General features: G+C 36.6%; 21 protein-coding genes. 10 read left to right on the top strand and 11 right to left on the bottom strand.

The annotated features are described in order from the left end of the window. Positions 1-66 precede the first annotated feature (66 nt). The 3 genes from RM706_RS10055 to RM706_RS10065 all read left to right on the top strand — a co-directional run bounded on the left by RM706_RS10055 (position 67) and on the right by RM706_RS10065 (position 4,781). Positions 67-1,209, top strand: a complete 1,143-nt coding sequence (locus RM706_RS10055) for a carboxypeptidase-like regulatory domain-containing protein (protein WP_311351004.1) — start codon at positions 67-69, stop codon at positions 1,207-1,209. A gap of 144 nt (positions 1,210-1,353) precedes the next feature. Further along, positions 1,354-3,519 carry a DUF2135 domain-containing protein gene (locus tag RM706_RS10060; protein WP_311351006.1) on the top strand — a complete coding sequence of 722 codons (2,166 nt, stop codon included), beginning with the start codon at positions 1,354-1,356 and terminating at the stop codon, positions 3,517-3,519. A 110-nt stretch (positions 3,520-3,629) separates the two neighbouring features. After that, positions 3,630-4,781, top strand: a complete 1,152-nt coding sequence (locus RM706_RS10065; protein WP_311351008.1) for a carboxypeptidase-like regulatory domain-containing protein — start codon at positions 3,630-3,632, stop codon at positions 4,779-4,781. Here RM706_RS10065 and RM706_RS10070 read toward each other — a convergent pair whose 3' ends face one another. Then, positions 4,782-6,410 carry an acyl-CoA carboxylase subunit beta gene (locus tag RM706_RS10070; protein WP_311351010.1) on the bottom strand — a complete coding sequence of 543 codons (1,629 nt, stop codon included), beginning with the start codon at positions 6,408-6,410 and terminating at the stop codon, positions 4,782-4,784. 68 nt (positions 6,411-6,478) lie between these two features. Here RM706_RS10070 and RM706_RS10075 point away from each other — a divergent pair, with 68 nt between their 5' ends. From RM706_RS10075 to ettA, 3 genes are read left to right on the top strand one after another with little or no spacing between them, the layout of a single operon-like run. After that, complete coding sequence (locus tag RM706_RS10075) at positions 6,479-7,462, top strand: Gfo/Idh/MocA family protein (RefSeq protein WP_311351012.1); 984 nt, start codon at positions 6,479-6,481, stop codon at positions 7,460-7,462. Positions 7,463-7,522: 60 nt separating this feature from the next. Then, the gene (locus RM706_RS10080; protein WP_311351014.1) at positions 7,523-7,705 is read left to right on the top strand and encodes a CAL67264 family membrane protein; all 183 of its coding nucleotides are present in this window, start codon (positions 7,523-7,525) and stop codon (positions 7,703-7,705) included. 47 nt (positions 7,706-7,752) lie between these two features. After that, on the top strand, positions 7,753-9,444 hold the full coding sequence (gene ettA, locus RM706_RS10085; protein ID WP_311351016.1) for an energy-dependent translational throttle protein EttA: 1,692 nt from the start codon (positions 7,753-7,755) through the stop codon (positions 9,442-9,444). 3 nt (positions 9,445-9,447) lie between these two features. Here ettA and RM706_RS10090 read toward each other — a convergent pair whose 3' ends face one another. Next, entirely contained in the window at positions 9,448-10,239 is a 792-nt protein-coding gene (locus tag RM706_RS10090; RefSeq protein ID WP_311351018.1) for an MBL fold metallo-hydrolase, read from the bottom strand. Positions 10,240-10,396: 157 nt separating this feature from the next. On the opposite strand from RM706_RS10090, the gene RM706_RS10095 reads away from it, so the two are divergent. Then, positions 10,397-11,284, top strand: a complete 888-nt coding sequence (locus tag RM706_RS10095) for a DUF8428 domain-containing protein (protein ID WP_311351019.1) — start codon at positions 10,397-10,399, stop codon at positions 11,282-11,284. Between the two features lie 91 nt (positions 11,285-11,375). Here the strand turns inward: RM706_RS10095 and fumC are convergent, their stop codons facing one another. Further along, a complete protein-coding gene (gene fumC / locus RM706_RS10100; protein ID WP_311351021.1) occupies positions 11,376-12,773 on the bottom strand; it encodes a class II fumarate hydratase in 1,398 nt (465 codons plus the stop codon). A gap of 139 nt (positions 12,774-12,912) precedes the next feature. Between fumC and RM706_RS10105 the strand changes: the two genes are divergently transcribed. Then, positions 12,913-13,086 carry a hypothetical protein gene (locus RM706_RS10105; protein WP_311351023.1) on the top strand — a complete coding sequence of 58 codons (174 nt, stop codon included), beginning with the start codon at positions 12,913-12,915 and terminating at the stop codon, positions 13,084-13,086. 42 nt (positions 13,087-13,128) lie between these two features. Here RM706_RS10105 and RM706_RS10110 read toward each other — a convergent pair whose 3' ends face one another. The 6 genes from RM706_RS10110 to RM706_RS10135 form a co-directional block, all read right to left on the bottom strand. Continuing rightward, positions 13,129-15,564, bottom strand: a complete 2,436-nt coding sequence (locus RM706_RS10110) for a TonB-dependent receptor (RefSeq protein ID WP_311351025.1) — start codon at positions 15,562-15,564, stop codon at positions 13,129-13,131. A 1-nt stretch (position 15,565) separates the two neighbouring features. Further along, positions 15,566-16,021, bottom strand: coding sequence for a hypothetical protein (locus tag RM706_RS10115; protein WP_311351027.1), 456 nt, complete (start codon positions 16,019-16,021; stop codon positions 15,566-15,568). 105 nt (positions 16,022-16,126) lie between these two features. After that, positions 16,127-17,219 (bottom strand): peptide chain release factor 2 gene (gene prfB / locus RM706_RS10120; RefSeq protein WP_311351029.1). Its coding sequence is split into 2 segments (ribosomal slippage): positions 16,127-17,155 and positions 17,157-17,219, totalling 1,092 coding nucleotides; the frame shifts between segments, so codons are not numbered across the junction. 44 nt (positions 17,220-17,263) lie between these two features. Then, positions 17,264-18,121 (bottom strand): transglutaminase-like domain-containing protein, encoded by an 858-nt coding sequence (locus RM706_RS10125; RefSeq protein WP_311351031.1) that lies wholly within the window; start codon positions 18,119-18,121, stop codon positions 17,264-17,266. 30 nt (positions 18,122-18,151) lie between these two features. Next, positions 18,152-19,096 (bottom strand): alpha-E domain-containing protein, encoded by a 945-nt coding sequence (locus RM706_RS10130; RefSeq protein WP_311351033.1) that lies wholly within the window; start codon positions 19,094-19,096, stop codon positions 18,152-18,154. A 2-nt stretch (positions 19,097-19,098) separates the two neighbouring features. Continuing rightward, positions 19,099-20,565, bottom strand: coding sequence for a circularly permuted type 2 ATP-grasp protein (locus RM706_RS10135; RefSeq protein ID WP_311351035.1), 1,467 nt, complete (start codon positions 20,563-20,565; stop codon positions 19,099-19,101). 195 nt (positions 20,566-20,760) lie between these two features. On the opposite strand from RM706_RS10135, the gene RM706_RS10140 reads away from it, so the two are divergent. Next, on the top strand, positions 20,761-23,163 hold the full coding sequence (locus RM706_RS10140; protein WP_311351037.1) for a zinc-dependent metalloprotease: 2,403 nt from the start codon (positions 20,761-20,763) through the stop codon (positions 23,161-23,163). 23 nt (positions 23,164-23,186) lie between these two features. Next, entirely contained in the window at positions 23,187-24,209 is a 1,023-nt protein-coding gene (locus RM706_RS10145) for a threonine aldolase family protein (protein ID WP_311351039.1), read from the top strand. On the opposite strand, the gene RM706_RS10150 is transcribed toward RM706_RS10145, so the two are convergent. Together RM706_RS10150 and RM706_RS10155 are read right to left on the bottom strand one after the other, a co-directional pair. After that, positions 24,196-24,510 (bottom strand): YegP family protein, encoded by a 315-nt coding sequence (locus RM706_RS10150; RefSeq protein WP_311351041.1) that lies wholly within the window; start codon positions 24,508-24,510, stop codon positions 24,196-24,198. The genes RM706_RS10145 and RM706_RS10150 overlap by 14 nt on opposite strands. Positions 24,511-24,570: 60 nt before the next feature. Then, positions 24,571-24,897, bottom strand: coding sequence for a YbaB/EbfC family nucleoid-associated protein (locus RM706_RS10155; protein ID WP_311351043.1), 327 nt, complete (start codon positions 24,895-24,897; stop codon positions 24,571-24,573). Positions 24,898-24,995: the final 98 nt, after the last annotated feature.

Below are 24,995 nucleotides of genomic sequence, written 5' to 3' on the forward strand. Positions count from 1 at the left end.
GCTTTTATTGTAGTTAGCTAACGTATAGTTTTTTTAATTCGGGCATAAGCTAAAAGTATATTTTCTATGATAAAAAAAATAATTCTTTCCTTCATATTGGGTTGTACGATAACTACGTACAGTGTTGCCCAAAGAGATTATAAGGGCAAGATTATAGATTCGAAAACAGGTGAAGCAATACCATTCGTCAATATAGGTATTGTAGAACAGGGTATTGGAACAGTGAGTGATGAAGAGGGTTTGTTCCATTTGTACTTTGAAGAAAATCAAGTAAAACCAACAGAAATTCTTCTATTCTCGGCCCTGGGCTATGCACCCTTGAATATTCCTTTGTCCAAAATGCCCTTGGTTTATAATGAATATCCGGTCTTCAAAATGAAACCTGAAAGAATAGCATTGAACGAAGTGGTGGTATCCAATAAAGGAGAACGATTTGTCACAGACTTTGTGGGGTACAAAAATCGTGGGGAACAAACCTATGGCTATTGGAAAGATCAAATTGCCTTAGGAGGCGAATTGGCTACAAGAATTGTTGTAAAAAGTGGACTGCGTCGATTAGACCAATTCCAATTTGAAGTGTTTCACAATCCGTCGGATAGTCTATTGCTTAGGGTTAATATTTATGAAGATGACGGTCCTATCGGAAGCCCAAAAACCAACTTAAACAAATCAGGTAAAAATGTTTTGGTCACTCTAAAGAAAACGGATAAAATTGTTTGGGTAGATTTGAAGCCTTACGACATTTACGTTAAAGATGATTTTCTGGTTTCCCTAGAGCTTTTAAAGGTATATGGAGAAAAAGAACTTGGATTGGTCTTAGCTGCGGCTTTCGATAAATACGGCTCGTATCGAAAATATGCCAGTCAAGATAAATGGGAGCGTATGGCTGACGAGAGTATGGCCTATTATTTGGAGACCCAGTTTATGGTTTCTGAAAAAGTAGCACAGCGTTTTGAAAAAAAAGAAGCCAGAAAAAAGAAAAAAATTAGAACAATTTCTGGTTTTGCCTTGAGAAAGGGTCGTATGGTTCCCGGGGTTGAAGTGACTAATACTAGAACCAAAGAAACGGTATTTACAGATGAGGATGGACGTTATACCATTGCTGCGGATAAAAGGGATGAAATTCTTTTTAAAAAGCAGGGATATAAACTGATGGTACTGACGGTTGGTGATAGGCCAACGGCCAATATTATTATGAAAGGGGAGTAATAATTTGTGTTCTGTCCAAGATAATAGGAAAATGGCTGTAATTAACCTCATTTTCGACAAAAAAATATAATTTAGAATAAAGTCTTTAAGATTAATTCAACTTTATATAAGGCACATTTTTCGAATAATTTAAAAATAGCAGGTATGAAATGGACTAAAAGCGTTATCGTCTTGTTTGTTATATTCTTAGCATCTGGGTCATCCCTATGGGGACAAACAACCCTATGCTGGGACAGTTCTTTATCCATGACTGACAGAGACCTGGAGAAAGATTTTTCTGTTCTGGAACACATTTTTCGGAAAGACCCGAACCAAGAAGTTCAGTTGCTGCTCTTTAATATTGAGGTTACCGAAAAGGGATACCGCATCGTGGACGGGGATTGGCAGCAATTGAAAAATGATCTCTCCAATATGGTATACGATGGCGGAACGGTCTATGCAAAACTTGAAAATAGAATAAAGCATGAAAATGTCTATGTCTTTACCGATGGCAAGAGCATTTTAATGCAGGACGCCCTTCCTCTCAAACCTAAAAGCTTTATCGTTAACAGTAGTGGGGACAGAAATATTGATTTTTTGAACCGAACAGTCCTCTTGACCAAGAGCAGGCTCATGGACTTTGCCTCGAATTTGCCAAAGAACCGTATAAGCACAGAATCCGTCTCTAAAAGTGAAACAATAAAGGGTAGCGTTTACATAGACAATCGACCTGTGCCCGGCGTAAGGATAACCATCAAGGGTAAGGAAGATGTGGTAATGACGGACGTGGACGGCAATTTCGCCATCAACGCCCAAATCGGGGACAGTATTTTAGTGAGCAGTGTTGCGAACAATACCTATAAAAATTTGAGGATATCCTCCAAAGAAAACACAAAGGTTTTCTTGGAACCCAATATATATACTTTAGAGGAGGTAACCCTAGTTGAGGAACGTACAAAGAAATTGGCCACTACAGGCTTGGGCAAAGTTGACAAGGACCGATTGGGATATGACGTACAGTCCATTGGTGATGAAGATATTACATTGATCAATACCACCGTGTCCTCGGCCGTACAAGGCAAATTTGCAGGTGTTCGACACGGACAGAACGAAGATTTGAGTCAAGTATTAATACGAAACGGTAGCAGCAGCCTCACCTCTAATAATTATGCGCTCATAGTGGTGGATAACGTACCTCTGCGCCAGTCCAATTCGTCTACCCAAGAAATTGTTGACACAAGCTATCTAAACCCCGACAATATTGCCGACATTACCGTCCTTAAGGGCTTGGCAGCGACGAATAGATTTGGAAGTCTGGGAGCCAATGGCGTTCTCATGATTACAACTAAGGCAGCAGTGGCTGCTAAGAAAGGGGAAAAGAATTATGACTCGGCACGTTTGAGGAACAATATTTTTGACGGAAAATTGAACATTAAAGGCAATACCAGTATAAACTATATTGAGGAACTAAGTTCTTCTCCAAATTTTGAAGATGCCTATGCTATCTATTTGCTACAGCGACAAAAATATGACAAGCTTGACTCTTACTATTTGGATGTATATGATTTTTTTAAACCCAGGAACGGCATGTCCGCCATGAGAATAGCATCAAATATCATGGAACGTGACAAAACAGACTACGGGCAGTTACGGGGTCTGTTCTTGAAGGCCAGCAAAAATAAAGATAGCAAGTTACAGTATTTGGTTGCCTCAAAACTATTGGAGGACTTTCCGGGGAAGACCCAATCGTATTATGATATGGCCCTGGCCCATATAAACTCGAGCGAATATCAGCCTGCTATGGATATATTCCTGTCAATAATGGATGGTTCGGCCAATAGAGAGCTGACATTTGATGGGCTTCACAAAAGGGTCAGGGCTGAATTAAAGGATTTGATTAGCAAGCACAAAAAAGATTTGGACCTATCGCAAGTTCCACCTGCATATCTCGAAAGTACCACCTTTAATGCGCGTTTGGTTTTTGATTGGAACGACGAGAATACGGAATTTGACCTTCAGTTTGTGAATCCCCAAAAACGTTTTTTCGAATGGGAGCACACAGATTTTGGGAACAAAGATAGAATTAGGGATGAACTGAGAAATGGTTACTCTTCTGAACAGTTTGTATTGACGGGCGATGGGCTTCAAGGAAAATGGATTGTAAATATTTCGTACAAAGGTAAGCGCACCGAAACCGAAAATGGGGTACCTACTTTTATCAAGTGCAGGTTAGACTATAATTTTGGTTTTCCTAACAGTCGTTACGAAGAATACGAACTGCGATTGACCGAGAAAAGTGACAGACAGTTCTTTTTTGAATTCAAGATTTGATGGCATGAAGGGCCCGATATATTATTTAGTTTTTAAAGTCGCGCCTAACTCATTTGAAAACAACGCTCTACAAAACAATTATGTTACATATTAACTAAAGTAAGTTTTCTGTGGTAAAAAAAATCGTTCTTTTCTTTTTATTGAATAGTATCGGCACTTTATATAGTGTTGCTCAAAAAGACTATAAAGGTCGTGTGATTGATGCCAATACTAAGGAACCCATACCCTATGTAAATATTGGTATTAAAGAGGCTGGTGTCGGCACTGTTAGTGATGAAGAAGGGCTTTTTCATATGTATTTAAAACCACAAAACTTAGAACTGGATACGAGCATTCTGTTCTCGGCCTTGGGTTATGAGACGCTTTATTTTCCTATTTCTGATCTAAAGTTGGTTTATAATGAGTATCCAGATGTTGCTTTAAAACCTTCCGTTGTGGAGTTGAATGAAGTTGTTTTGTTCAATGATGGTCAAGAATTTATCCCTGATAATATAGGTTACGAAAATTATGGGGAAATTATTTTTGGTTATTGGAAAGATGATATTGCCTTAGGCGGTGAATTGGCCACAAGAATCACCGCAAAAGATGGCCTAAGGCAATTACACAAACTATCTTTTAAGATAAAACAAGCTCCCGCGGACAGTGTTTTATTAAGAATTAATATCTATGATGATGACGGAGGAGTTAATAGGTTACCGGACACAAATCTCAATAAATCTGGTAAAAACATTTTTTGTAAGGTTTATAATTATAGTGAAGTTGTTCAAATTGATTTAAACCCTTTTGAGCTATTTGTGGAAGATGACTTTATAGTGTCACTCGAATTAGTAAATTATTATGGAAATTCAGAACCCGAGTTTGCAATAGATGCTACTTATCAGAGTTTTGGGTCATATCGAAAATATACTAGTCAAGATAAGTGGGAAAAGTTTTCAAATTTCAATTTGGCTTATCAACTTGAAACATCCCTTTTAGTTTCTAGACGATTAGCTGAAAAATTTAAGGGAATTTTAGTCAAAAAGACACAAAAGCAAAGTTATATATCTGGATTTATAGTTATAAATGGTAAAATGATACCAAACGTAGAAGTAAAAAATTTAAGAACCTCTAAGACAGTTGTTTCCGATACCCTTGGACGCTATAGGTTACATGCGAAAAAAGGTGATGTGCTTGTATTTTCAAAGAAAGGAGTGGAAAATGTCGTGCACAAAACTTCTAATAAAACAACTGTCAATGTAAGGATGAAAAGAATTTTAAATTAATCAAACCTGCAATACCCCTAAATTGAATTGTTTTTCAATAGGCGAATGATTTGCAGCATCGATGCCCATTGAAATCCATTTTCTGGTGTCTAAAGGGTCAATAATAGCATCCGTCCATAGTCTTGCAGCGGCATAATAGGGAGAAACCTGATTGTCATAACGGCTCTTAATTTTGTCAAACAATGCTTTTTCTTTTTCAGGTGTGATTTTCTCTCCTTTTTTCTCTAGGGATGCCTTCTCTATTTGTAAAAGTACTTTTGCAGCCGAATTGCCACTCATGACCGCCAACTCTGCACTTGGCCAAGCAACAATTAATCTTGGATCATAAGCTTTTCCGCACATAGCGTAATTGCCAGCACCGTAGCTGTTACCTATTATTATTGTAAACTTTGGTACGACTGAATTACTAACAGCATTTACCATTTTAGCACCGTCTTTAATAATTCCGCCATGTTCGCTTTTGCTTCCGACCATAAAACCGGTAACATCTTGTAAGAATACTAAAGGAATTTTCTTTTGGTTGCAGTTGGCAATAAAACGGGTTGCCTTATCAGCAGAATCTGAATAAATTACTCCTCCGAACTGCATTTCTCCTTTCCCGTTTTTAACCACCTTACGCTGATTGGCAACAATACCAACCGCCCATCCATCAATTCGTGCATAGCCAGTCAATATCGATTTACCGTAACCTTCTTTGTATTGTTCAAATTCGGAATAATCTACCAATCGTTTGATAACTTCCAACATATCATATTGATCGGCCCTTGATGCTGGAAGAATTCCATAAATATCTTCCTCTTTTTCTTTTGGTTTTAGGGCTTTGATTCTATTGAATCCTGCTTTGTCATAGTCCCCAATCTTGCCCATTATATTTTTGATAGTATCTAAGGCATCCTTATCATCTTTGGCTTTATAATCGGTAACACCGCTTACTTCACAATGTGTGGTTGCCCCACCAAGAGTTTCGTTATCAATACTTTCACCAATAGCGGCCTTAACCAGATAACTTCCCGCCAAAAAAATACTGCCTGTTTTATCTACTATTAGGGCTTCATCACTCATGATAGGCAAATACGCACCACCAGCGACGCAGCTTCCCATAACAGCAGAAACCTGGGTGATTCCCATACTGCTCATTACCGCATTGTTTCGGAAAATACGTCCAAAGTGTTCTTTATCGGGGAAGATTTCATCTTGCATGGGTAAATAAACCCCTGCGCTATCCACCAAATAGATAATAGGAAGCTTGTTCTCTATAGAAATTTCTTGGGCTCTTAGGTTCTTTTTTCCAGTTATCGGAAACCATGCGCCTGCTTTGACAGTAGCATCGTTAGCAACTACTATACATTGTTTACCTTGAACATAGCCTATTTTTATTACCACGCCGGCTGAAGGACATCCGCCATGTTCTTCATACATACCTTCTCCAGCAAACCCGCCAATTTCAATACTATCCTTATCCTCATCCAACAAATAAGCGATACGTTCTCGGGCTGTCATTTTACCTTTGGCGTGATGCTTTTCAATTCGGCTTTTACCACCTCCTAATTTTACTTGCGCAAATCGATTTTTAAGTTCTGATACTTTTAGTTTGTTTTGATCTTCGTTTTTATTGAACTTTAGATCCATAAATGGAATGCTTTATTTGAACTATTTAAAGGTTAAAGATAAGCACTAATGTCATTAATAAAGGAAGTATGAAAAGTAAAACACGATGGGGAATTGTTGGACCTGGAAAAATTGCACAGAACTTTGCCAATGATTTGCTGTTGGTAGATGATGCGGAACTAACAGCAGTTGCTTCGCGTAATCAACAACGTGCTCAAGATTTTGCAAGCACCTATCAAATACCTCATGTCTTTGATGACTACGATTCATTATTTGAAAGTGATACTGCAGATGTACTCTATATTGCGACACCACATACTTTTCATAAAGATTTAGCGATAAGGGCAATGAAAGCCGGCAAACATGTGCTCTGTGAAAAACCAATGGGTGTTAATTCTAAAGAGGTTATTGAAATGATCGCTGTGGCTAAAGAAAACAAGGTTTTTTTAATGGAAGCCTTGTGGTCTCGTTTTAATCCTACCATAAAAAAAGTTAAGCAATTAGTGGATGATGGCGTACTTGGAGAGTTAAATTATGTAAATGCCGACTTTGCTTTTTACGCTTTAGATAGACCAATGGAATCAAGACTTTTTAATCTTGAATTGGCAGGTGGGACCCTATTAGATATAGGAATCTATCCTATTTTTCTTGCATATCTTTTTCTGGGGAAGCCAAAACAAATAGAAGCAGTTTCTAATTTTAATAGTATTGGTACAGAAATACAGACTTCCATGATTTTTAATTATGATGGAGCTCAGGCAACACTTAATAGCAGTTTTGCCAATGATTCTGCTATGCCAGCTGGGTTAGGGGGGACTAAAGGCAGTATCGTTCTAGAACCAAGGTTCCATGAGACTCAAGGATATACATTGAATGTTGGCGGAGAAAGTGAAAGAGTAAAGTTACCCACTATTGGTAAAGGATATACCTACGAAATTGAAGAGGTGAATGACTGTATCAGGGAAAATAGAATGGAAAGTTCATTATGGTCACATCAAGATAGTATTGCGCTGATTTCTCTTTTAGATGCTATTCGTCATAAAACTGGTGTTCGTTTTCCTTTTGAGAACTAAAACATAGTTCTTGGTTGTTCATTTTTTACGATATTTGATTTTACGGATAAAACGAAACCTATGGGAATGAATAAGAACACTGTACTTGCTTGGGCCACATTTATTATGATTGCTGTCGGAATAGGGATGATTGCCCTTGGGGCTTTTAAATATGATGAGGTTGCGGGTTGGGGCTTTGCTTCTGTTGGTATCGGTTTTTTGGCTGTAGCATGGGTCTTTAATGCTTTAAAAGGGCGAGTATAAATTGATTATCCTTTAATCTAATCAATCCAAATCTAATTATCTAAAACATGTCAGACGATAAAAAAGTCATTTTTTCAATGGCCGGAGTGACTAAAAGCTATAAAAATGCCAATACTCCAGTTTTAAAGAATATCTACCTAAGCTTTTTTTATGGTGCTAAGATTGGAATCTTAGGGTTAAATGGTTCCGGTAAATCCACGTTGCTTAAAATTATTGCTGGAGTGGACAAGAATTTTCAGGGTGATGTAGTTTTTTCACCGGGATATTCTGTTGGATATTTAGAGCAAGAACCACAATTAGATGAAGAAAAAACAGTTCTTGAAATTGTAAAAGAGGGTGTGGCAGACACTGTTGCAATTCTTGATGAATACAATAAAATCAATGATATGTTTGGCTTGCCTGAGGTCTATGAAGATGCTGATAAGATGCAAAAACTTATGGACAAGCAAGCCGTATTACAAGACCAAATAGATGCGTCAAACGCGTGGGAATTGGATACCAAATTAGAGATAGCTATGGATGCTTTAAGAACTCCAGATTCTGATAAAAAGATTGGAGTACTCTCCGGGGGTGAACGCAGACGGGTAGCGCTATGTCGTTTATTGCTACAAGAACCAGAAGTTCTATTGTTAGATGAGCCTACAAACCATTTAGATGCAGAATCTGTCCATTGGTTAGAACATCATTTGGCGCAATACAAGGGAACTGTAATTGCGGTTACCCATGACAGGTATTTTTTAGATAATGTAGCAGGATGGATTTTAGAATTGGATAGGGGAGAAGGTATTCCCTGGAAAGGAAACTATTCTGGATGGTTAGATCAAAAATCAAAACGCCTAGCTCAAGAAAGCAAACAGGCGTCAAAACGTCAAAAAACTTTAGAGCGTGAATTAGAATGGGTCCGTCAAGGAGCTAAAGGTCGCCAAACCAAACAAAAGGCACGACTTAAGAACTATGATAAGTTGATGAGTCAAGATCAAAAACAGTTAGAAGAAAAACTAGAAATATACATTCCAAACGGACCACGTTTAGGGACCAATGTAATCGAGTCTAAAGGAGTGAGTAAAGCTTATGGTGATAAGTTATTATATGAAGATTTGAATTTTAATCTACCGCAAGCTGGTATCGTCGGTATTATTGGACCCAATGGTGCTGGTAAGACCACTATTTTTAGAATGATCATGGGTGAAGAAACTCCTGATAAGGGAGAATTTGCTGTTGGTGACTCTGCAAAACTAGCTTATGTAGACCAAAGCCATTCAAATATCGATGTTGATAAGTCTATTTGGGAAAACTTTAGTGATGGTCAAGAGCTTGTAATGATGGGTGGTAAACAAGTAAACTCCCGAGCGTATTTAAGTCGTTTTAATTTCTCTGGCAGTGAACAGAATAAAAAGGTTAATATGCTTTCTGGGGGTGAACGTAACCGCCTGCATTTGGCTATGACCCTAAAAGAAGAGGGCAATGTCTTACTCTTAGATGAGCCGACCAATGATTTGGATGTAAATACCCTGCGTGCGTTGGAAGAAGGATTAGAAAATTTTGCTGGCTGCGCTGTAATTATTTCTCACGATAGGTGGTTCTTAGATCGTATTTGTACTCATATTTTGGCATTTGAAGGTGATTCTCAAGTGTATTTTTTTGAAGGCTCTTTTTCTGATTATGAAGAGAATAAAAAGAAACGTTTAGGAGGGGATATTATGCCAAAACGTATCAAATATAAAAAGTTGATTAGATAAATTTCAATAATCTTCATTGGGGTACCAATCCAATTGAACTACCTCAATATTGGGATTAGATTCATTTACCAACTTTTTAAATTTCACCACATCACTTATATCAGGTCTGCCACGATAATGGTATGGATATACTTGTTTCGGTTTGAACTCTAAAGTTGCACTGGCGGCACTTTCTTCGGTCATGGTATAAGGCAAGTTCATACAGATAAAGGCCTTGTCAATGTTTTGTAGTGCCCTTATCTCAAGGATATCCTCAGTATCCCCTGAAAAATAAATTCTTTCTTCACCTATGGTTAGCACATAACCATTGCCCCGGCCTTTAGTATGGAATTTTAAGGCCTCTTCCCTTAGATTGTACATTGGTATCGCCTCAATATTAATTTCAAAACGTTCTTTATTATCACCGTTGTTCAGAACATCTATTTGTGGTGTGAATTTTTCCGGTATTTTGTCAGCTACTGCTTGCGGGACTATAATCTTTGCCTTTTCAGTATTCAATTCTTCCAAGGTTTCCAAACTAAAATGATCTCCGTGAATATCTGTGATTAATATTAAATCTGGTTGTTTTTGACCTTCAAAGGCCGCTAAGCCACCTACGGGATCGATATATATAGTAATATCACCCCAATTTAAGACCGCAGTAGCATGCGCTATTGGGATAATAACCAGCTCTTTTTCAAACTTTATTATTTCCTTAGTAATTTGAGAAGTGGTTTTTGAGGCTGTTTTTTTCTTATCTATACATCCCATCAAAATAGCGAATGATGTGAAAATCACAAAAAAGTAGTGTCTCATAGAAAAATAATTTTACCCCTAAAAGTACATATTTATTGAGTTTATAAGGATTTAGTTAATATTGAAAAGTTTAAAAACATCTAAAAGTTAAAATATAAACGTAGATATACCAAACACTGTAAAATACTTGAAATAAAGTATATTAAATTTTAAGATTATGACTGAGACAAAAAGTAACAACGGATTGAAAGTAATAGCAGGACTATTGGGAGTTATCCTTTTAGGTACTATTATCTATACTGTAAGTCTTTACCAAGACAAGAAGAAAACTACCGATGCACTTACACAAGAAAAAGAATTGGTTGTTGAAGATTTAAATAGCCTTAAATCTGAATATGACAAGGCAATTTTAGAAAGTAATGCTACTAACGAAGAGTTGGTTGCGGCAAGAGACAACATTGCAAAATACCTTGATTCGGTTCAAGTGATGAAAGCTGATATTGCTTCTTTGTCAAGATATAGAAGACAAGTTAGTGTTCTTAAAGCTGAAAGAGAAGAGTTGTTAAAACAAGTTGACTCATTGACACAATCTAATAGTATGTTAGCGATGCAACGTGACAGTACCTTCACAGAGTTAGAAAAGCAAACAGTTTTTAATGATTCTTTGGTTGTTTCAAATACGCAATTGGCGGATGCTGTAGAAAGAGGTGCTGCTCTTAACCTTTCAAACCAAAGTATTGATGCGGTTAAAGAAAGATCTAGTGGAAAATTGGTTTCTACTTCAAGAGCGAAAGCAACGGATAAATTTAAAGTTTGTTTTACTGTAGCTGATAATGTTATTGCTGAAGCAGGTGACAGAGAATTTTTTATTGAGGTTTTAGACCCTCAAGGAAATACTCTTGGTGAAGGTATGACCACTACCAATGAAAATGGAGGTTCAATCTCTTACACAAAAGGAACAAGTTTTTATTATGAGAACAGTTCCTTAGATGTTTGTGATTATATTAACAAGCCAGCTGGTGATTTCCAAAAAGGGAATTATATGGTAAACGTTTATGACGATGGTCTAAAATTATTAGGTACTTCAAAGTTCACTTTAAAGTAAGCTAAAACACTATCCACACACTATCATAACGAAAAAGGGCAATCTAAACAGATTGCCCTTTTTATTGTCATCATATCATTTAAACGATGTTTTATTTTAGACCACCGACCATATCCTCTGGTTTTACCCATTCATCATATTCTTTCGAAGTAACATGACCTAAATTGATAGCTTCTTCTTTTAGAGTGGTGCCATTTTTATGAGCTGTATTAGCAATTTCTGCCGCTTTGTAATAACCTATTTTGGTGTTCAAGGCGGTAACCAACATTAGTGAGTTATTTAAAAGAGTTTTGATAGTATCATGATTTGGTTCAATTCCTGCAGCACAATTCACATCAAAACTTATACAGGCATCACCTAGTAATTGAGCGGATTGCAAAATGTTTGCTGCCATCATGGGTTTAAAAACATTCAGTTCATAATGCCCTTGGGTGCCACCAACACTTATTGCAACGTCGTTTCCAATCACTTGGGCACAAACCATGGTCATGGCTTCACATTGTGTTGGATTCACCTTTCCGGGCATGATAGAACTTCCAGGTTCATTCGCAGGAATAATAATCTCGCCAATACCCGAACGCGGACCAGATGCCATCATACGAATATCGTTTGCTATTTTGTTTAGAGAAACAGCCAATTGCTTTAAAGCACCATGGCTTTCAACAATAGCATCATGAGCAGCAAGTGCTTCAAACTTATTTTTAGCAGTTACAAATGGCAGCCCAGTAAATTCAGCTATATACTTAGCAACTAAAACATCATACCCTTTAGGAGTATTGAGACCTGTGCCTACGGCTGTGCCACCAAGTGCTAATTCGCTCAAATGTGATAGGGTGTTCTTTAACGCTTTTAACCCGTGGTTCAATTGCGCCACATAGCCCGAGAATTCTTGCCCTAAGGTTAAAGGAGTGGCATCCATTAAATGGGTACGTCCAATTTTGACCACCTTATTAAACTCATCCGATTTCTTTTGAAGCGTATCTCGTAATTGTTCCACACCAGGTATGGTGACATCAATAATCTTTTTGTATGCTGCTATATGCATTCCCGTTGGAAAGGTATCATTGGAAGACTGTGATTTGTTCACATCATCATTGGGTTGTATGGTTTTTTCACCTTCTCCGATAGTTTTGCCTGCAAGTTCATGTGCTCTATTCGCAACCACTTCATTAACGTTCATATTACTTTGTGTTCCAGAACCAGTTTGCCAAATAACCAAGGGAAATTGGTCATCGTGCTTGCCTGTCAATATTTCATCACATACCGAAGCAATTAAATCTCTTTTTTCAATGGTTAATACACCAAGCTCATGATTGGTATAGGCTGCAGCCTTCTTTAGATAAGCAAAACCATAGACAACTTCAAGAGGCATAGAAGCAGATGACCCTATTTTGAAGTTATTTCGTGAACGTTCGGTTTGCGCTCCCCAATATTTGTCGGCAGGTACTTTTACCTCGCCCATGGTGTCCTTTTCTATTCTATAATCCATAATGCTAGTTTTCTGCCCACAAAGGTAAAGTTTCGAGCTTTTATAAATTCCTGATTTTTGTTGGTTTCTGATATTTTTTTGAAATCGATTTGCAATTTTGATTCTTTTCAGGGTATCTTTGTATTATAAATAGATTATCATGGTAGAATTTGACCAATATCTCGGATTTTTAGCATTTTTAACCATCCTGACCATAGGATTTTGGTTAATGATTTTCTTGTTGACTTTTGTCGTGCCTTATTGGTTAGGTGGAAATTTACTTGAAATGTGGAAAGAAAGACGAGAAGCTAAACGAGCTGCCCGTAACGAATAGATAAAATAGCATTAAAGAAAAAGGAGCCAATTGGCTCCTTTTTTATGCTCCAAATTCTTCTCCACCGCCATTGTCATCATCACCGCCACGTCCTTGGCTACGTTTCTTCTTCTGATTGAATCGGTAGGTGAAAGATAAATTATAACTTCTTACCCTGCGCTGAAACTCGCTATCTGTATTAAAAAATGGTGTTCGTGTTTCAGTTACTCTTTTACGGCTATTGAAAACATCATTGATGCTTATTGCTAAAGAAGCTTTGTCTTTGAACAAATCTTTGCTAAAAGCCAAGCTCATTGAAAGAATACCTTGATTTTTAGATTGTGCATTCTCTGTTGGTCCTCTGTAAAAAAGACGGGTTTGCCAATCTATATTTGACGGTAAGGTGATTTTATTATTTAAACGAGCGAACCAACTAAGATTTTCTGCATCAAAATTTTGGCCATTGAAATCCCCTCTTGTTACCAATTGAAAAAGGTTGATATTCCCATTTATATTCCACTTTCTTAAAGGACGGTAATTAGTGTTAAACTCAAAACCATACCTATCGTTTTTGGCCAAATTTACCGGTGTCCGTCTCAGAATACTTACTTCCTCTCCATCAAATACGGTATTCTCTCCGGTATCTTCTGTGATAAATGTGATTACATCTGTAGCTCTTTGAAAATAAATGGAGCTGTTTAACGTCAATTTTTCGTAGCGTTTTAAATAACCAAGATCAATTTGATTTGAAAAAGAAGGTGTCAAGTTCGGGTTACCTTGAAAAAGGTTTGTTGGACTTGATCTTGACGGGAATGGGTTAAGAAAAAAGGAACGTGGTCTCCGTATTCTTCTATTATAACCTAATTGAAAACTCTCTTTCTCACTAAGTTCAAAATTAAGGTTCAATGTAGGAAAAAGGCCATCAAAATTATTACGATTAAAGTCACCTGTTTCAATTTGATTAATAATCAATCGAGTAGACTCGTAACGTAATCCACTTAAAAAAGAAAGCTTATTGATCTTTGTTCCATATTGAGTATAAAAGGCATTGATGGTTTCTTTAAAATTGAGAAGATTGCTCGGATTTGTTATTCCAAGCTCATCTAATGTTGGTGAAATAAAAGCAACATCGTAGTCGGTGTCCAATTTATTAAAATCTCCACGATAACCGATTTCAAATTGCCCACCTTTTCCAATTGGTACCACATAATCTGTTTGCATAAATATGCGCTGTTGGTCTTCATCAGTTCGCACGCTCTCACTATCGAAACCATTTTGAACGATCAAAGACTCTTCCAATTCATCGCTGGTCTCATATTGAAACGCGAAAGTTAGTTTATGGTCTGAATCACCATTAAACTGCTTGTCATAGTTTATGCCATATTGAAATGTTTTATCATCTTCAGTTTCAGGATCAAAACGAAAACCAGATGTGATTGTTCCAAAAACATCTTGCTGCGAGAAGTTGTTTGTGGTCTCGCTACTGTTGTCAGAATTTCTGATAAAAATAGTCTGTGTAATAGAAGAAGTTTCATTAACGTACCATTCAACACCAAAGTTGATATTAAATCCTTTACGTATTCTTTCAAATTCACGAGTTTCTGTAATACTATTTGTAAAATTACCCGCTGTGTCAAAAAAATCGGTATCTGTAAATGAATTTCCTGGACCTTTTCTATAGTTATATCCGGCATTGGTGAAAATGTTCAAATCACCAGTTCTATAGTTAATATTTCCATTAAGACCCGCTCTGGTCGGGTAGCCCAAATTTGTGGTAATGGCCCCATTTAGACCCTGTAATTTACTTCTTCGGAGAATAATATTAATGATTCCTCCCGACCCTTCTGCATCATACCGTGCAGATGGTGAAGTGATAACTTCAACTTTTTCAATGGATTCAGCAGGTAGTTGTTGAAGTGCTTCTGCACTGTTAAGTCCTGTTATGGCAGATGGTTTACCATTAATTAAAATTCGTACATCATCATTACCTCTTAGCTGTACATTACCCTCCACATCAACAGAAACAGAGGGAACGTTGTCGAGTACATCACTAACAGTGCCACCACTCACGGTTAAATCAGAACCTACATTATATATTTTTTTGTCTAATCGTAGCTCAACAGTAGTTCTTTCTGCAATGACCTCGACCTCATCAAGTTGAGAAACATCGATTGACAATGAGATTATACCTAAATCAGTAGTAGCCCGCAGTAACTGTCGGTCTTTTTTGTAAGTAGCATATGAAATGTATTCAACGGATATGTTATACATACCTGGTTTGGTTTCAATGTTAAATTCACCATTCTCATTGGTAATACCTCCTGTTATATTTTCTGAGTTGCGAACACTTTGTAAGATGAGCGTTGCATATTCTAAGGGCTTACCGGAGTCTTTATCTATAACCGTTCCTTTTACTTTTATCGAGCTGGAACTCTGTGGTCGTTGAGCAGATAAAAAGGAGTTTACTAACAGTAACAACCCAAGAAACAGTTTTTGCATATTAGGTTTTGTTTTTCTTCTTTTTCTTCTTTTTCTTTTTAGTCTTGAAGCGATTTTCTTGAAGTTCTAAATAAGCTTCAAATTTATCTTCTGGCAGGCCTGCTTTAAGCTCTTCAGTTTGTTGTTCTCCAAGCTTTTCAAACTCCTCTTGCATTTTTTTAGGTTCTAACTTCAAAATTTGAAGCTCTAATCGCTTTGTAACATATTTTACCAAGGTTGAACGTACAACTGCTTCCTCAAAAGGATCAAGTTCCAATGATTCTGTAATTTTTGGCATTTGCTCGTCAACGAGTTCGTCCGCGGTTTTAGGTTTTGGTTCTTCAGGCGTAGCTTGAGCTTGTGGTATGGATGTTCGTTGTTGCCTCCCATAACGATTATTATTTCGAAATTGAGCGGATACCATTTCTGTTCCAATTAAGCAAAGAACTAAAAAAGTAAATGTAGTTAGCTTTTTCATTGTATTTAAGATTTCGAAATTACCCCAAGGTTTAATCTTTATGGGTTAATTGTTTGTTAAATAGATTTGTTGTTGAATCAAATAGAAAATTTGACGAACTGCTTATTATTCTTTCTGCCCCATCATCATTAAAAATGCTTTCAGAAATTGATTGATATCACCATCCATTACAGCATCTACATTACCGGTTTCTTGGGTCGTTCTGACATCTTTTACTAATTTATACGGATGCATGACATAATTTCTAATTTGTGATCCCCATTCTATTTTCATTTTTGAGGATTCTATCTCTTGCCTTGCTTCTTGCTTTTTTCTAAGTTCAATCTCATATAGTTGAGACTTCAACATTTTCATTGCCGTTGCCCTATTATCATGTTGCGAGCGAGAGTCAGAACAAGATATTTGTATTCCAGTTGGCTTATGCACCAACTGAACTTTGGTTTCTACTTTGTTTACGTTTTGCCCACCAGCACCGCTTGAACGCGCGGTTGTAATTTCAATATCCGCTGAATTCACATCAATTTCTATAGTGTCATCAACTAGTGGATACACATAGACTGATGCAAAAGAAGTGTGCCTTTTGGCATTACTGTCAAAAGGGGAAATTCGCACCAAACGATGCACACCATTTTCTCCCTTTAGCCAGCCAAAAGCATACTCTCCCTCAATTTCAAGTGTAACAGTTTTAATTCCTGCTACATCACCTTCTTGATAATTGAGTTCTTTTACCTTGTATCGGTTCTTTTCGCTCCACATTAAATACATCCGCATTAACATTGCAGCCCAATCACAACTTTCTGTGCCACCAGCACCTGCGGTTATTTGAAGCACAGCAGTAAGCTCATCTCCTTCATCAGAGAGCATATTCTTAAACTCTAGATTTTCAATAATCTCGGCCGCTTGATTGTGCTTTTGGGTTACTTCTTCCTCATCAACCTCTCCAGCTTGTTGAAATTCAAGTAATACCTCTAAATCATTAACCAAAGTTTGTGCCGAATTGTAATCTTGCACCCATTTTTTCTTCGATTTAATGGATTGCATTTGAAGTTGGGCTTCTTGCGGATTATCCCAAAAACCTGGTTCTAAAGTTTTCTCTTCTTCATTTTCTATTTCAATAAGTTTGGCATCAATGTCAAAGATACCTCCTTAACGCACCAAGGCGATCCATAAGACCTTTATGTTGATCTGTAGTTATCATTCATGAATATTTCCGGCAAAAATACATTTCTTTTTTGGGATGTTTCATTGCTGTTGAGAAGCTTGTACTTCAACGGTGTATGTTGTTTCATTGCCTCCTTCACCATATACAATACCCTTTAAAGGAGAACAATCATTATAATCTTTTCCATGTGAAACTTTTATATGGTTTGAGTCAGCCAAAATATCGTTGGTAGGGTCAAAGCCAATCCAACCAACATTAGGAACAAAAGCTTCGGCCCAAGCATGCATTTGTGAATCTCCAAAGTACCCATTTCCTTGGTGTAGATATCCAGAAACATATCTAGCGGGAATACTATTTTCTCTACAAATCGCGCAAAACAAATGAGTGAAATCTTGACACACACCATGCCTTTTCTCAATAATCTCTTGAAGAGTCGTATGAACGTCCGTTACACCAGTCTTAAAAAAAAGCTTATTAAAAACCCAATTGGTTAATGACTTTAAATTTTCAAATACAGATGTTAAGGGATAAAAAACATAAATAGATTTATATTTTTCGGGCAGTTTGGTTAACACTGTTTTCCTTAGATAGGGTTCATGCTCGCTTTGAAAGTCTAATTTTTGAATTTCCTCGTAATCATCGCTGGGAGAGTAATTTAGTTTAAAATCATATGGATTTATATTTTGTTTAAAAATCACAAAACGCGCTGAGAACGAAATGGTATTGATTTCTTTTCTCGGCCGAATTCTAATCACCTTAAAACCCAGTCCATTTATTGATAATTCGTTAATAGTCTCATGACTGTCATTGAATTCACTTTCAACTAGTTCTTGTGTCTCATTTTCTTCAGGAACAATCAAAAATTGCCAAAATGCCTCAGATATGGTGTTTTCATAGGTGTTCTTGGCTTTGTAGACTATCTCGTATTTCAAAGACATTATAATTAAAAATTAGAAGGTTAAGGTAGTCTAATATTTAAAAAACTCTTCTTCCATTTGCTTACTAATTTCAAATAATTTTCTAAGAATACGTTCTATAAAACCTTTTACGTCTGTTTCAATTTCCTCAACCTTCATGTATTGAAACTCAGACCTCAATTTCCCTACCAAAAAGGCGGTTGAATTTTTTGTTGGATACTTGGTTTTATCGAGAACATTGATATGCTTACAAATTTGATCTAGACTATTCATTACCGAACGAGGACAATCTCCGTTTAATATTACAAATTCTAATGTAGAAATGCTTGATGGGGTTTTTCTATAATGACGTCGCATCATGTCATAAGCTTCAGCACATTTTAAAAGTGTAATCCATTCAAAGCTATTTCCAACCGTATCCCCATAGCTACCGGTGGCTAAAGTAGCATCATGGTATTTTGCATTGGTAATACGTATAATTTGGGTGGCTCTTTCAATATTAATGCCCATCATGATAATAGCGTAAACTTCATCATGAAGCAATGAAGCCCTTATTTTCCCTCTTAAAATCAGCGCTTGTTCTGTTACATTTACCGTGAAGTCATAAAGCCCCTTTTTAACAAATAGTTGCTTATCATAATTCAGTATAAAATGATAGTACTTGTTAATTGATTCATATAGTTCGTTGGAAATTAAATCTCTAGCGCTATTGGCATTTTCTCGTATTGCTTTGACGTTGTTGATAATAGAATAATAGCTCTCTGGGTTTAAACCAATATCAAAAAGCACTTTTTCTTCATTAAGAACTTCATGTTCATGTGCAGGTTCGCCAAGCATGAAAAGCATAGATTTTAAAACAAAATCACGGGATTGTGATATTTCGTTAGGCGCATCTAGCGATGAAAAGTAATTTACATTGAGATATCGAGCTATATGCTCTGAACGTTCAATGTATCTACCCATCCAAAAAAGATTATCAGCAACTCTCGATAGCATAGTTATTTTTTTAGTACCCAGGTATCTTTAGACCCACCACCTTGTGATGAATTAACAATTAGATTTCCCTCTTGCAAAGCAACTCTAGTTAAACCTCCTTTTAGTACAAATTCTTTATCTTTTCCTAAAAGTGTAAAAGTTCTAAGATCAATATGTCGTTGTTCAAAAGACTCATTCTCTTCAATATAGGTTGGATGAACCGAAAGCGATAAGATTGGCTGGGCAACGTATTTTCTCGGGCTCTCTTTAATTTGGTTTTGTACGACTTTAATTTCTTCTTTGGTTAACTTATTGCCTATAGAAATTCCATAACCTCCCGCTTCATCAACAGGCTTGACCACTAACTTGTCAACGTTTTCAAGTACGTATTTTAGTTCATCAGGCCTACTACAATGATACGTATGTACATTGCTCAATATAGGGTCTTCATTTAAATAATATTTTATGATTTGTGGCATGTAGGTATAAATGGCCTTGTCATCAGCTACTCCAGTGCCTGGCGCATTTGCCAAACAAACATTTCCCTTTCGATAAGCGGCGAAAAGGCCGGGTACTCCTAAAGAAGAATCAGGTTTAAATTCCAATGGATCAATAAATAAATCATCAATACGCCTATAAATAACATCAACTTTTTCAGGACCATTTATAGTCTTCATATAGACGAAATCATTTTCAACGAAAAGATCTCGCCCTTCTACCAATTCAACTCCCATGGCCTTAGCCAAATAAGAATGCTCGTAATAAGCAGAATTAAACATTCCTGGGGTTATGACTACAGAAGTAGGGTTGTCAACTCCGTGTGGCTTAACGCTCTCAAGAATATCCAATAAATTTTCGGCATAATTAGTAACGGTATGTGCCTGATAGTGGTTAAAGACCCCAAATAAAGCTCTTTTTAATGCCGTTCTATTGCAAATAACATAACTGACCCCAGAAGGACATCTGATATTATCCTCCAAAACATAGTAGTTGCCATCGGAATGTTTTATAATATCTGTTCCTGAAATGTGGTTGTAAATTCCGTTTGGCGGATTAACTCCCATCATTTGATGTAAATAATTTGCTGAGGAGCTCAGCAAATCTAAAGGAACTACTTTGTCTTTTATTATTTTTTTATCATGGTAAATGTCCCATAAAAATAAATTGAGAGCACGACTACGCTGAATAGAACCAGATTCAATGATATTCCATTCTTGTGCATCAATAATTCTAGGAAATAAATCGAAAGGAAAAATTTTTTCTTTAGTCTCGTTATCACTGTAGACTTGAAAAGTAATTCCTTGATTAAAAAATGATTTTTTTGCCTTATTGTTGAGATTTACATAGTCTGAAATGGAATGTTCACCATAAATATCAAAGAGTTTTTGATAAACCGATTTGGCCTCACCAGTTTTATCGAATACCTCATCTAATAGTCCTTCTTTTTTATGATATGATTCAAATATGGTTTTTCCTGTTTCTATGTTCATAAATCCTTTTGTTAAAATATAAGGGTTTCTGAACAAAATATAGCTAAGAATCTTATAATAATAGGCGGTTCCAATTACAGATTGATTACTGTTTTATGGGGGTTTTCAAGAAATTCGAAATGTGACAGTAAATAGACCTGAAACGTTAAAGTATAGTTGTTTTTCCATATTTTTAAAGCTTATATAAAACATGATATGAAAATCAACGCCATTTTAACCGCAAGCCTATTCACGCTATTGAACCTTAGTGCTCAAAACTTTGAAATGACCAAAGACTTTCAAAAGTTTAATGGGTATTTCAATTTTTATTATGACGATTCTAGTGATAAAATTTATTTAGAAGTAAATGAATTGGAAAAAGAGTTTCTTTACGTGTATTCGTTGAGCAGTGGAATAGGAAGTAATGATATAGGATTAGATCGAGGACAACTAGGCAATGAACAAGTTGTTTTCTTTAAAAAAGCTGGTAAGAAGTTACTCTTGGTACAACCGAATCTTAAATTCAGGGCACTTTCTGAGAATGAATTAGAACGAAAATCTGTTGAGCAGGCGTTTGCCAAATCAGTATTGCATGGATTTTCTATTGCCGAAGAGTCAAAAGGTAATTATCTAATTGATATGACCGACTTTCTCATGCGAGATGCACATGGTGTGTCTGCCCGACTAAAAAGAACGGAACAAGGGTCTTATAGTTTGGATAAATCAAAGAGTGCTTTTGCTTTTGATCGCACTAAAGCTTTCCCTAAGAATATTGAGTTTGACGTAACACTCACATTTAAAGGAGAACCAAAGGGAGGACATATTCGCTCTGTGACGCCTAATGCCGGGTTGGTTACCGTAGCGCAACACCACTCTTTTATTGAATTGCCCGATGATAATTATCAGAAAAGAGAATTTGATCCTCGTTGTGGCTCTTATCCTGTGTCATATTATGATTATTCAACGCCTGTTCAAGAGCCTATATTAAAGCGTTTCGTAACAAGACATCGTTTGAAAAAGAAGAATCCAGATGCTGAAATTAGCGAAGCTGTAGAACCCATAATCTATTATTTAGATAACGGTACTCCAGAACCCGTACGTTCTGCGCTATTGGATGGAGGGCGATGGTGGAACCAAGCTTTTGAAGCTGCTGGTTATAAAGACGCATTTCAATTAAAAATGCTTCCTGATGATGCAGATCCGTTGGATGTTCGTTACAATGTCATTCAATGGGTACACCGCTCAACTAGGGGTTGGAGTTATGGCAGTAGTATAACTGACCCACGTACAGGTGAAATTATGAAAGGCCATGTAAGTTTAGGTAGTTTAAGAATTCGTCAAGATTTTTTAATTGCGCAGGCTTTAATGAACAAACCCTTTGCTGAACGCGATGATAATTATCAACCAATGTTAGAATTGGCCTTGGCCAGAATTCGACAGTTATCAGCTCATGAGATTGGTCATACCTTAGGGTTTGCTCATAATTTTGCAGCTAGTACAAACGGAAGAGCATCTGTTATGGACTATCCACATCCGCAATTTGAACTCAACAATGGTGAAATAGATTTCTCAAATGCCTATGACACCGGAATTGGAGATTGGGATAAAGTTACCGTCGCCTATTCATATGCTGATTTTAAGAATGGAGAAGATGAAACTGATGGGCTTAAGAAAATCTTAGCAAAGGCTCAACAAGATGGTTTACGATACATATCTGACAGGGATGCCCGACCGATGGGTAGTGCCCATGTATTGGGACATCTATGGGATAATGGTAAAAATGCAAGTGATGAACTAAATGATATTTTGAAAATAAGAGAAGTGGCCATCGCCAATTTTTCAGCTGATAATATTAGAAATAATGAGCCGTATTCCGTTTTGGAAGATGTATTTGTGCCTTTATATTTTTTGCATCGGTATCAAATCGAGGGGGCCTCTAAAGTAATTGGAGGATTAGATTATAATTACAAAATAAAAGATGACGGACAACTTTCAGTAAAATCTGTTTCTGCTGAAGCTCAAAAAGATGCCTTAAAAGCCATGTTAAAAACTTTGGAACCTGAGGTTTTAGCCATACCCGAGTCTAAGTTAATGCTTTTCCCCCCAAGAAGTATAGGTTACTTAAGAACAAGAGAATCATTCAAAGGTAAAACAGGAGTGGCTTTCGATCCTTTTAGTGTGGCAGAAACTGCTAGTAATGCAAGCTTAAGCTTACTATTGCATCATCAACGAGCCAATAGGCTGGTACAACAAAAAGCTTTAGATGAGAGCCAGTTAAGCTTATCAGATGTCATTACTACTTTACTTGATAGTACGGTAAAATCAAAGCAGTCTAAAGGTTATCATGGTGAAATACAAAAAATTGTAAACTGGCAAGTACTGCAAGAATTAATGCATTTAGCAAGTCATGATGACAGTTTTCCTCAAGTAACCGAAACAGTGCTTTTTGAAATGATGCGCTTAAAAACGTATTTTGGCGACAAGCTCACTAATCCTACTGCGATTTTGATGAATAGAGAAGTAGAGGGTTTTATTGGTAATCCTAAAGGATATAAAAAGAAGATTGACGCACCAAAAATTCCAGATGGTTCACCAATTGGCATGGCTTGTTTTAATTAAAATTCCGTAACTGTTCAAAATACATGGAAATAAACCTGATAAGTGATACGGTCACTAGACCAAATGCGGGTATGCTAAATGCCATGATGTCTGCAAAAGTTGGCGATGATGTATTTAAAAATGATCCAACAGTAAATGCTTTAGAAGCAAAGGTGGCTCATTATTTCGGTATGGAAGCGGCATTATTTTTTCCTAGTGGAAGTATGACTAACCAAACGGCAATAAAATTACATACCCAACCCGGGGAGCAATTGATTTGTGATAAGTACGCTCATGTTTATAATTATGAAGGAGGTGGAGTAAGTTTTAATAGTGGTGTGTCTTGTAAATTGGTTGATGGTCATAGAGGAATGATGAGAGTGGAGCAAGTTGAAACCTCCATAAATCCGCCGGATTTTTATCATAGCCCTTTAACTAGTTTAGTCTGCATAGAAAATACTACGAATAAAGGGGGTGGTGCATGTTGGGATTTTGAAGAACTTAAAAAGATTAAAACTGTTTGCAAGAAACACAATTTAAAATATCATTTAGATGGGGCGAGGTTATGGAATGCTCTGGTTAGAAATAGTGAAGACCCAAAACAATATGGGCGACTTTTTGATTCTATTAGTGTTTGTTTGAGTAAAGGTTTGGGGTGCCCCGTAGGCTCCGTTTTGGTAGGTGATGGTGAATTAATTCATAATGCCATTCGAGTTCGTAAAGTTTTAGGTGGAGGTATGCGCCAGGCTGGATTTTTAGCAGCAGCGGGAATTTATGCCTTAGACCATAATATTGATAGACTAGATTCTGATCACGTAAAAGCTAAAGAATTAGGTAAGGTCTTGGATGAATTGGATTTTATCAAAAAGGTGGAGCCGATTGAGACCAATATCATCATTTTCGAGATCAATGAATCAAAGTTGACCACAGAGAATTTTATGACTAAACTTTCAACTCACCAAATTTCGATAATCGGTATGGGCCAAGGAAAACTTAGAATGGTCACGCATTTAGATTATACGGACGAAATGCACGATAAGACCTTAGGTATTCTTAAATCAATTTAATATTTGAAATACTATTGGTCAGATTTTTAATGCCGTTTTCCATTCCGGCTTCTGAATTATAAGGTTGACTATGCCCAATTACTTTGCCCTTATTATTTTTTAAATAAAATTGAAACTGTCCTTTATAATCGGTCTTACGTTCAAATAGGAGTTTTTTAGTATAGTTTTGATTCAAACGATCAACCACTTCAGTAATTTCAGTTTTGTTATCAAAAGATATGCTTCGCAGTAAGACGCTACCAGCTTTAGATTTTAGCAAGAATTGATAACCTCCATGTTCCACTTTTTTTATCTCTATCATTTTGTACAACTAGATGCTATTAAAGTTACAAAAAAGATAATTCAATAAAATTTATATAGTTTATTTAAAAAGAGAATCCATTCCTGGAATATTGGGCATTCCATCCTTAGCTATGGCAGCTAATTCCGTTTCGTTGATTTTTGTCGCTTTTTCAATGGCTCTGTTTATGGTTAAAAGTAAGTAATCTTCTAATTGCTCCTTGTCCTCAAGTAAAGAATCATCAATTGAAATCGATTTAATTTCCCTATTTGCGGTGAGCGTAATTTTTAAAAGCTCATCTGATGAATTTTCATCAACCAAAACTGTATCCAAACGCTTTTTAGTCGCTTCAACCTTGGCTTGAGTTTCTTTGAGCTTCCCCATCATTCCCATTAAATCTCCAAACATAATTGTATTGCTATAAGTTTATGAAATCAAAATTAACAAATTGAACCCAACCGAATCAGTTGAAATCATTTTGCTTTAAGTTATTTCTTTGCTCTATC

It is taken from the genome of Croceitalea rosinachiae (assembly GCF_031846445.1).
In the GTDB taxonomy this organism is placed as follows: domain Bacteria; phylum Bacteroidota; class Bacteroidia; order Flavobacteriales; family Flavobacteriaceae; genus Croceitalea; species Croceitalea rosinachiae.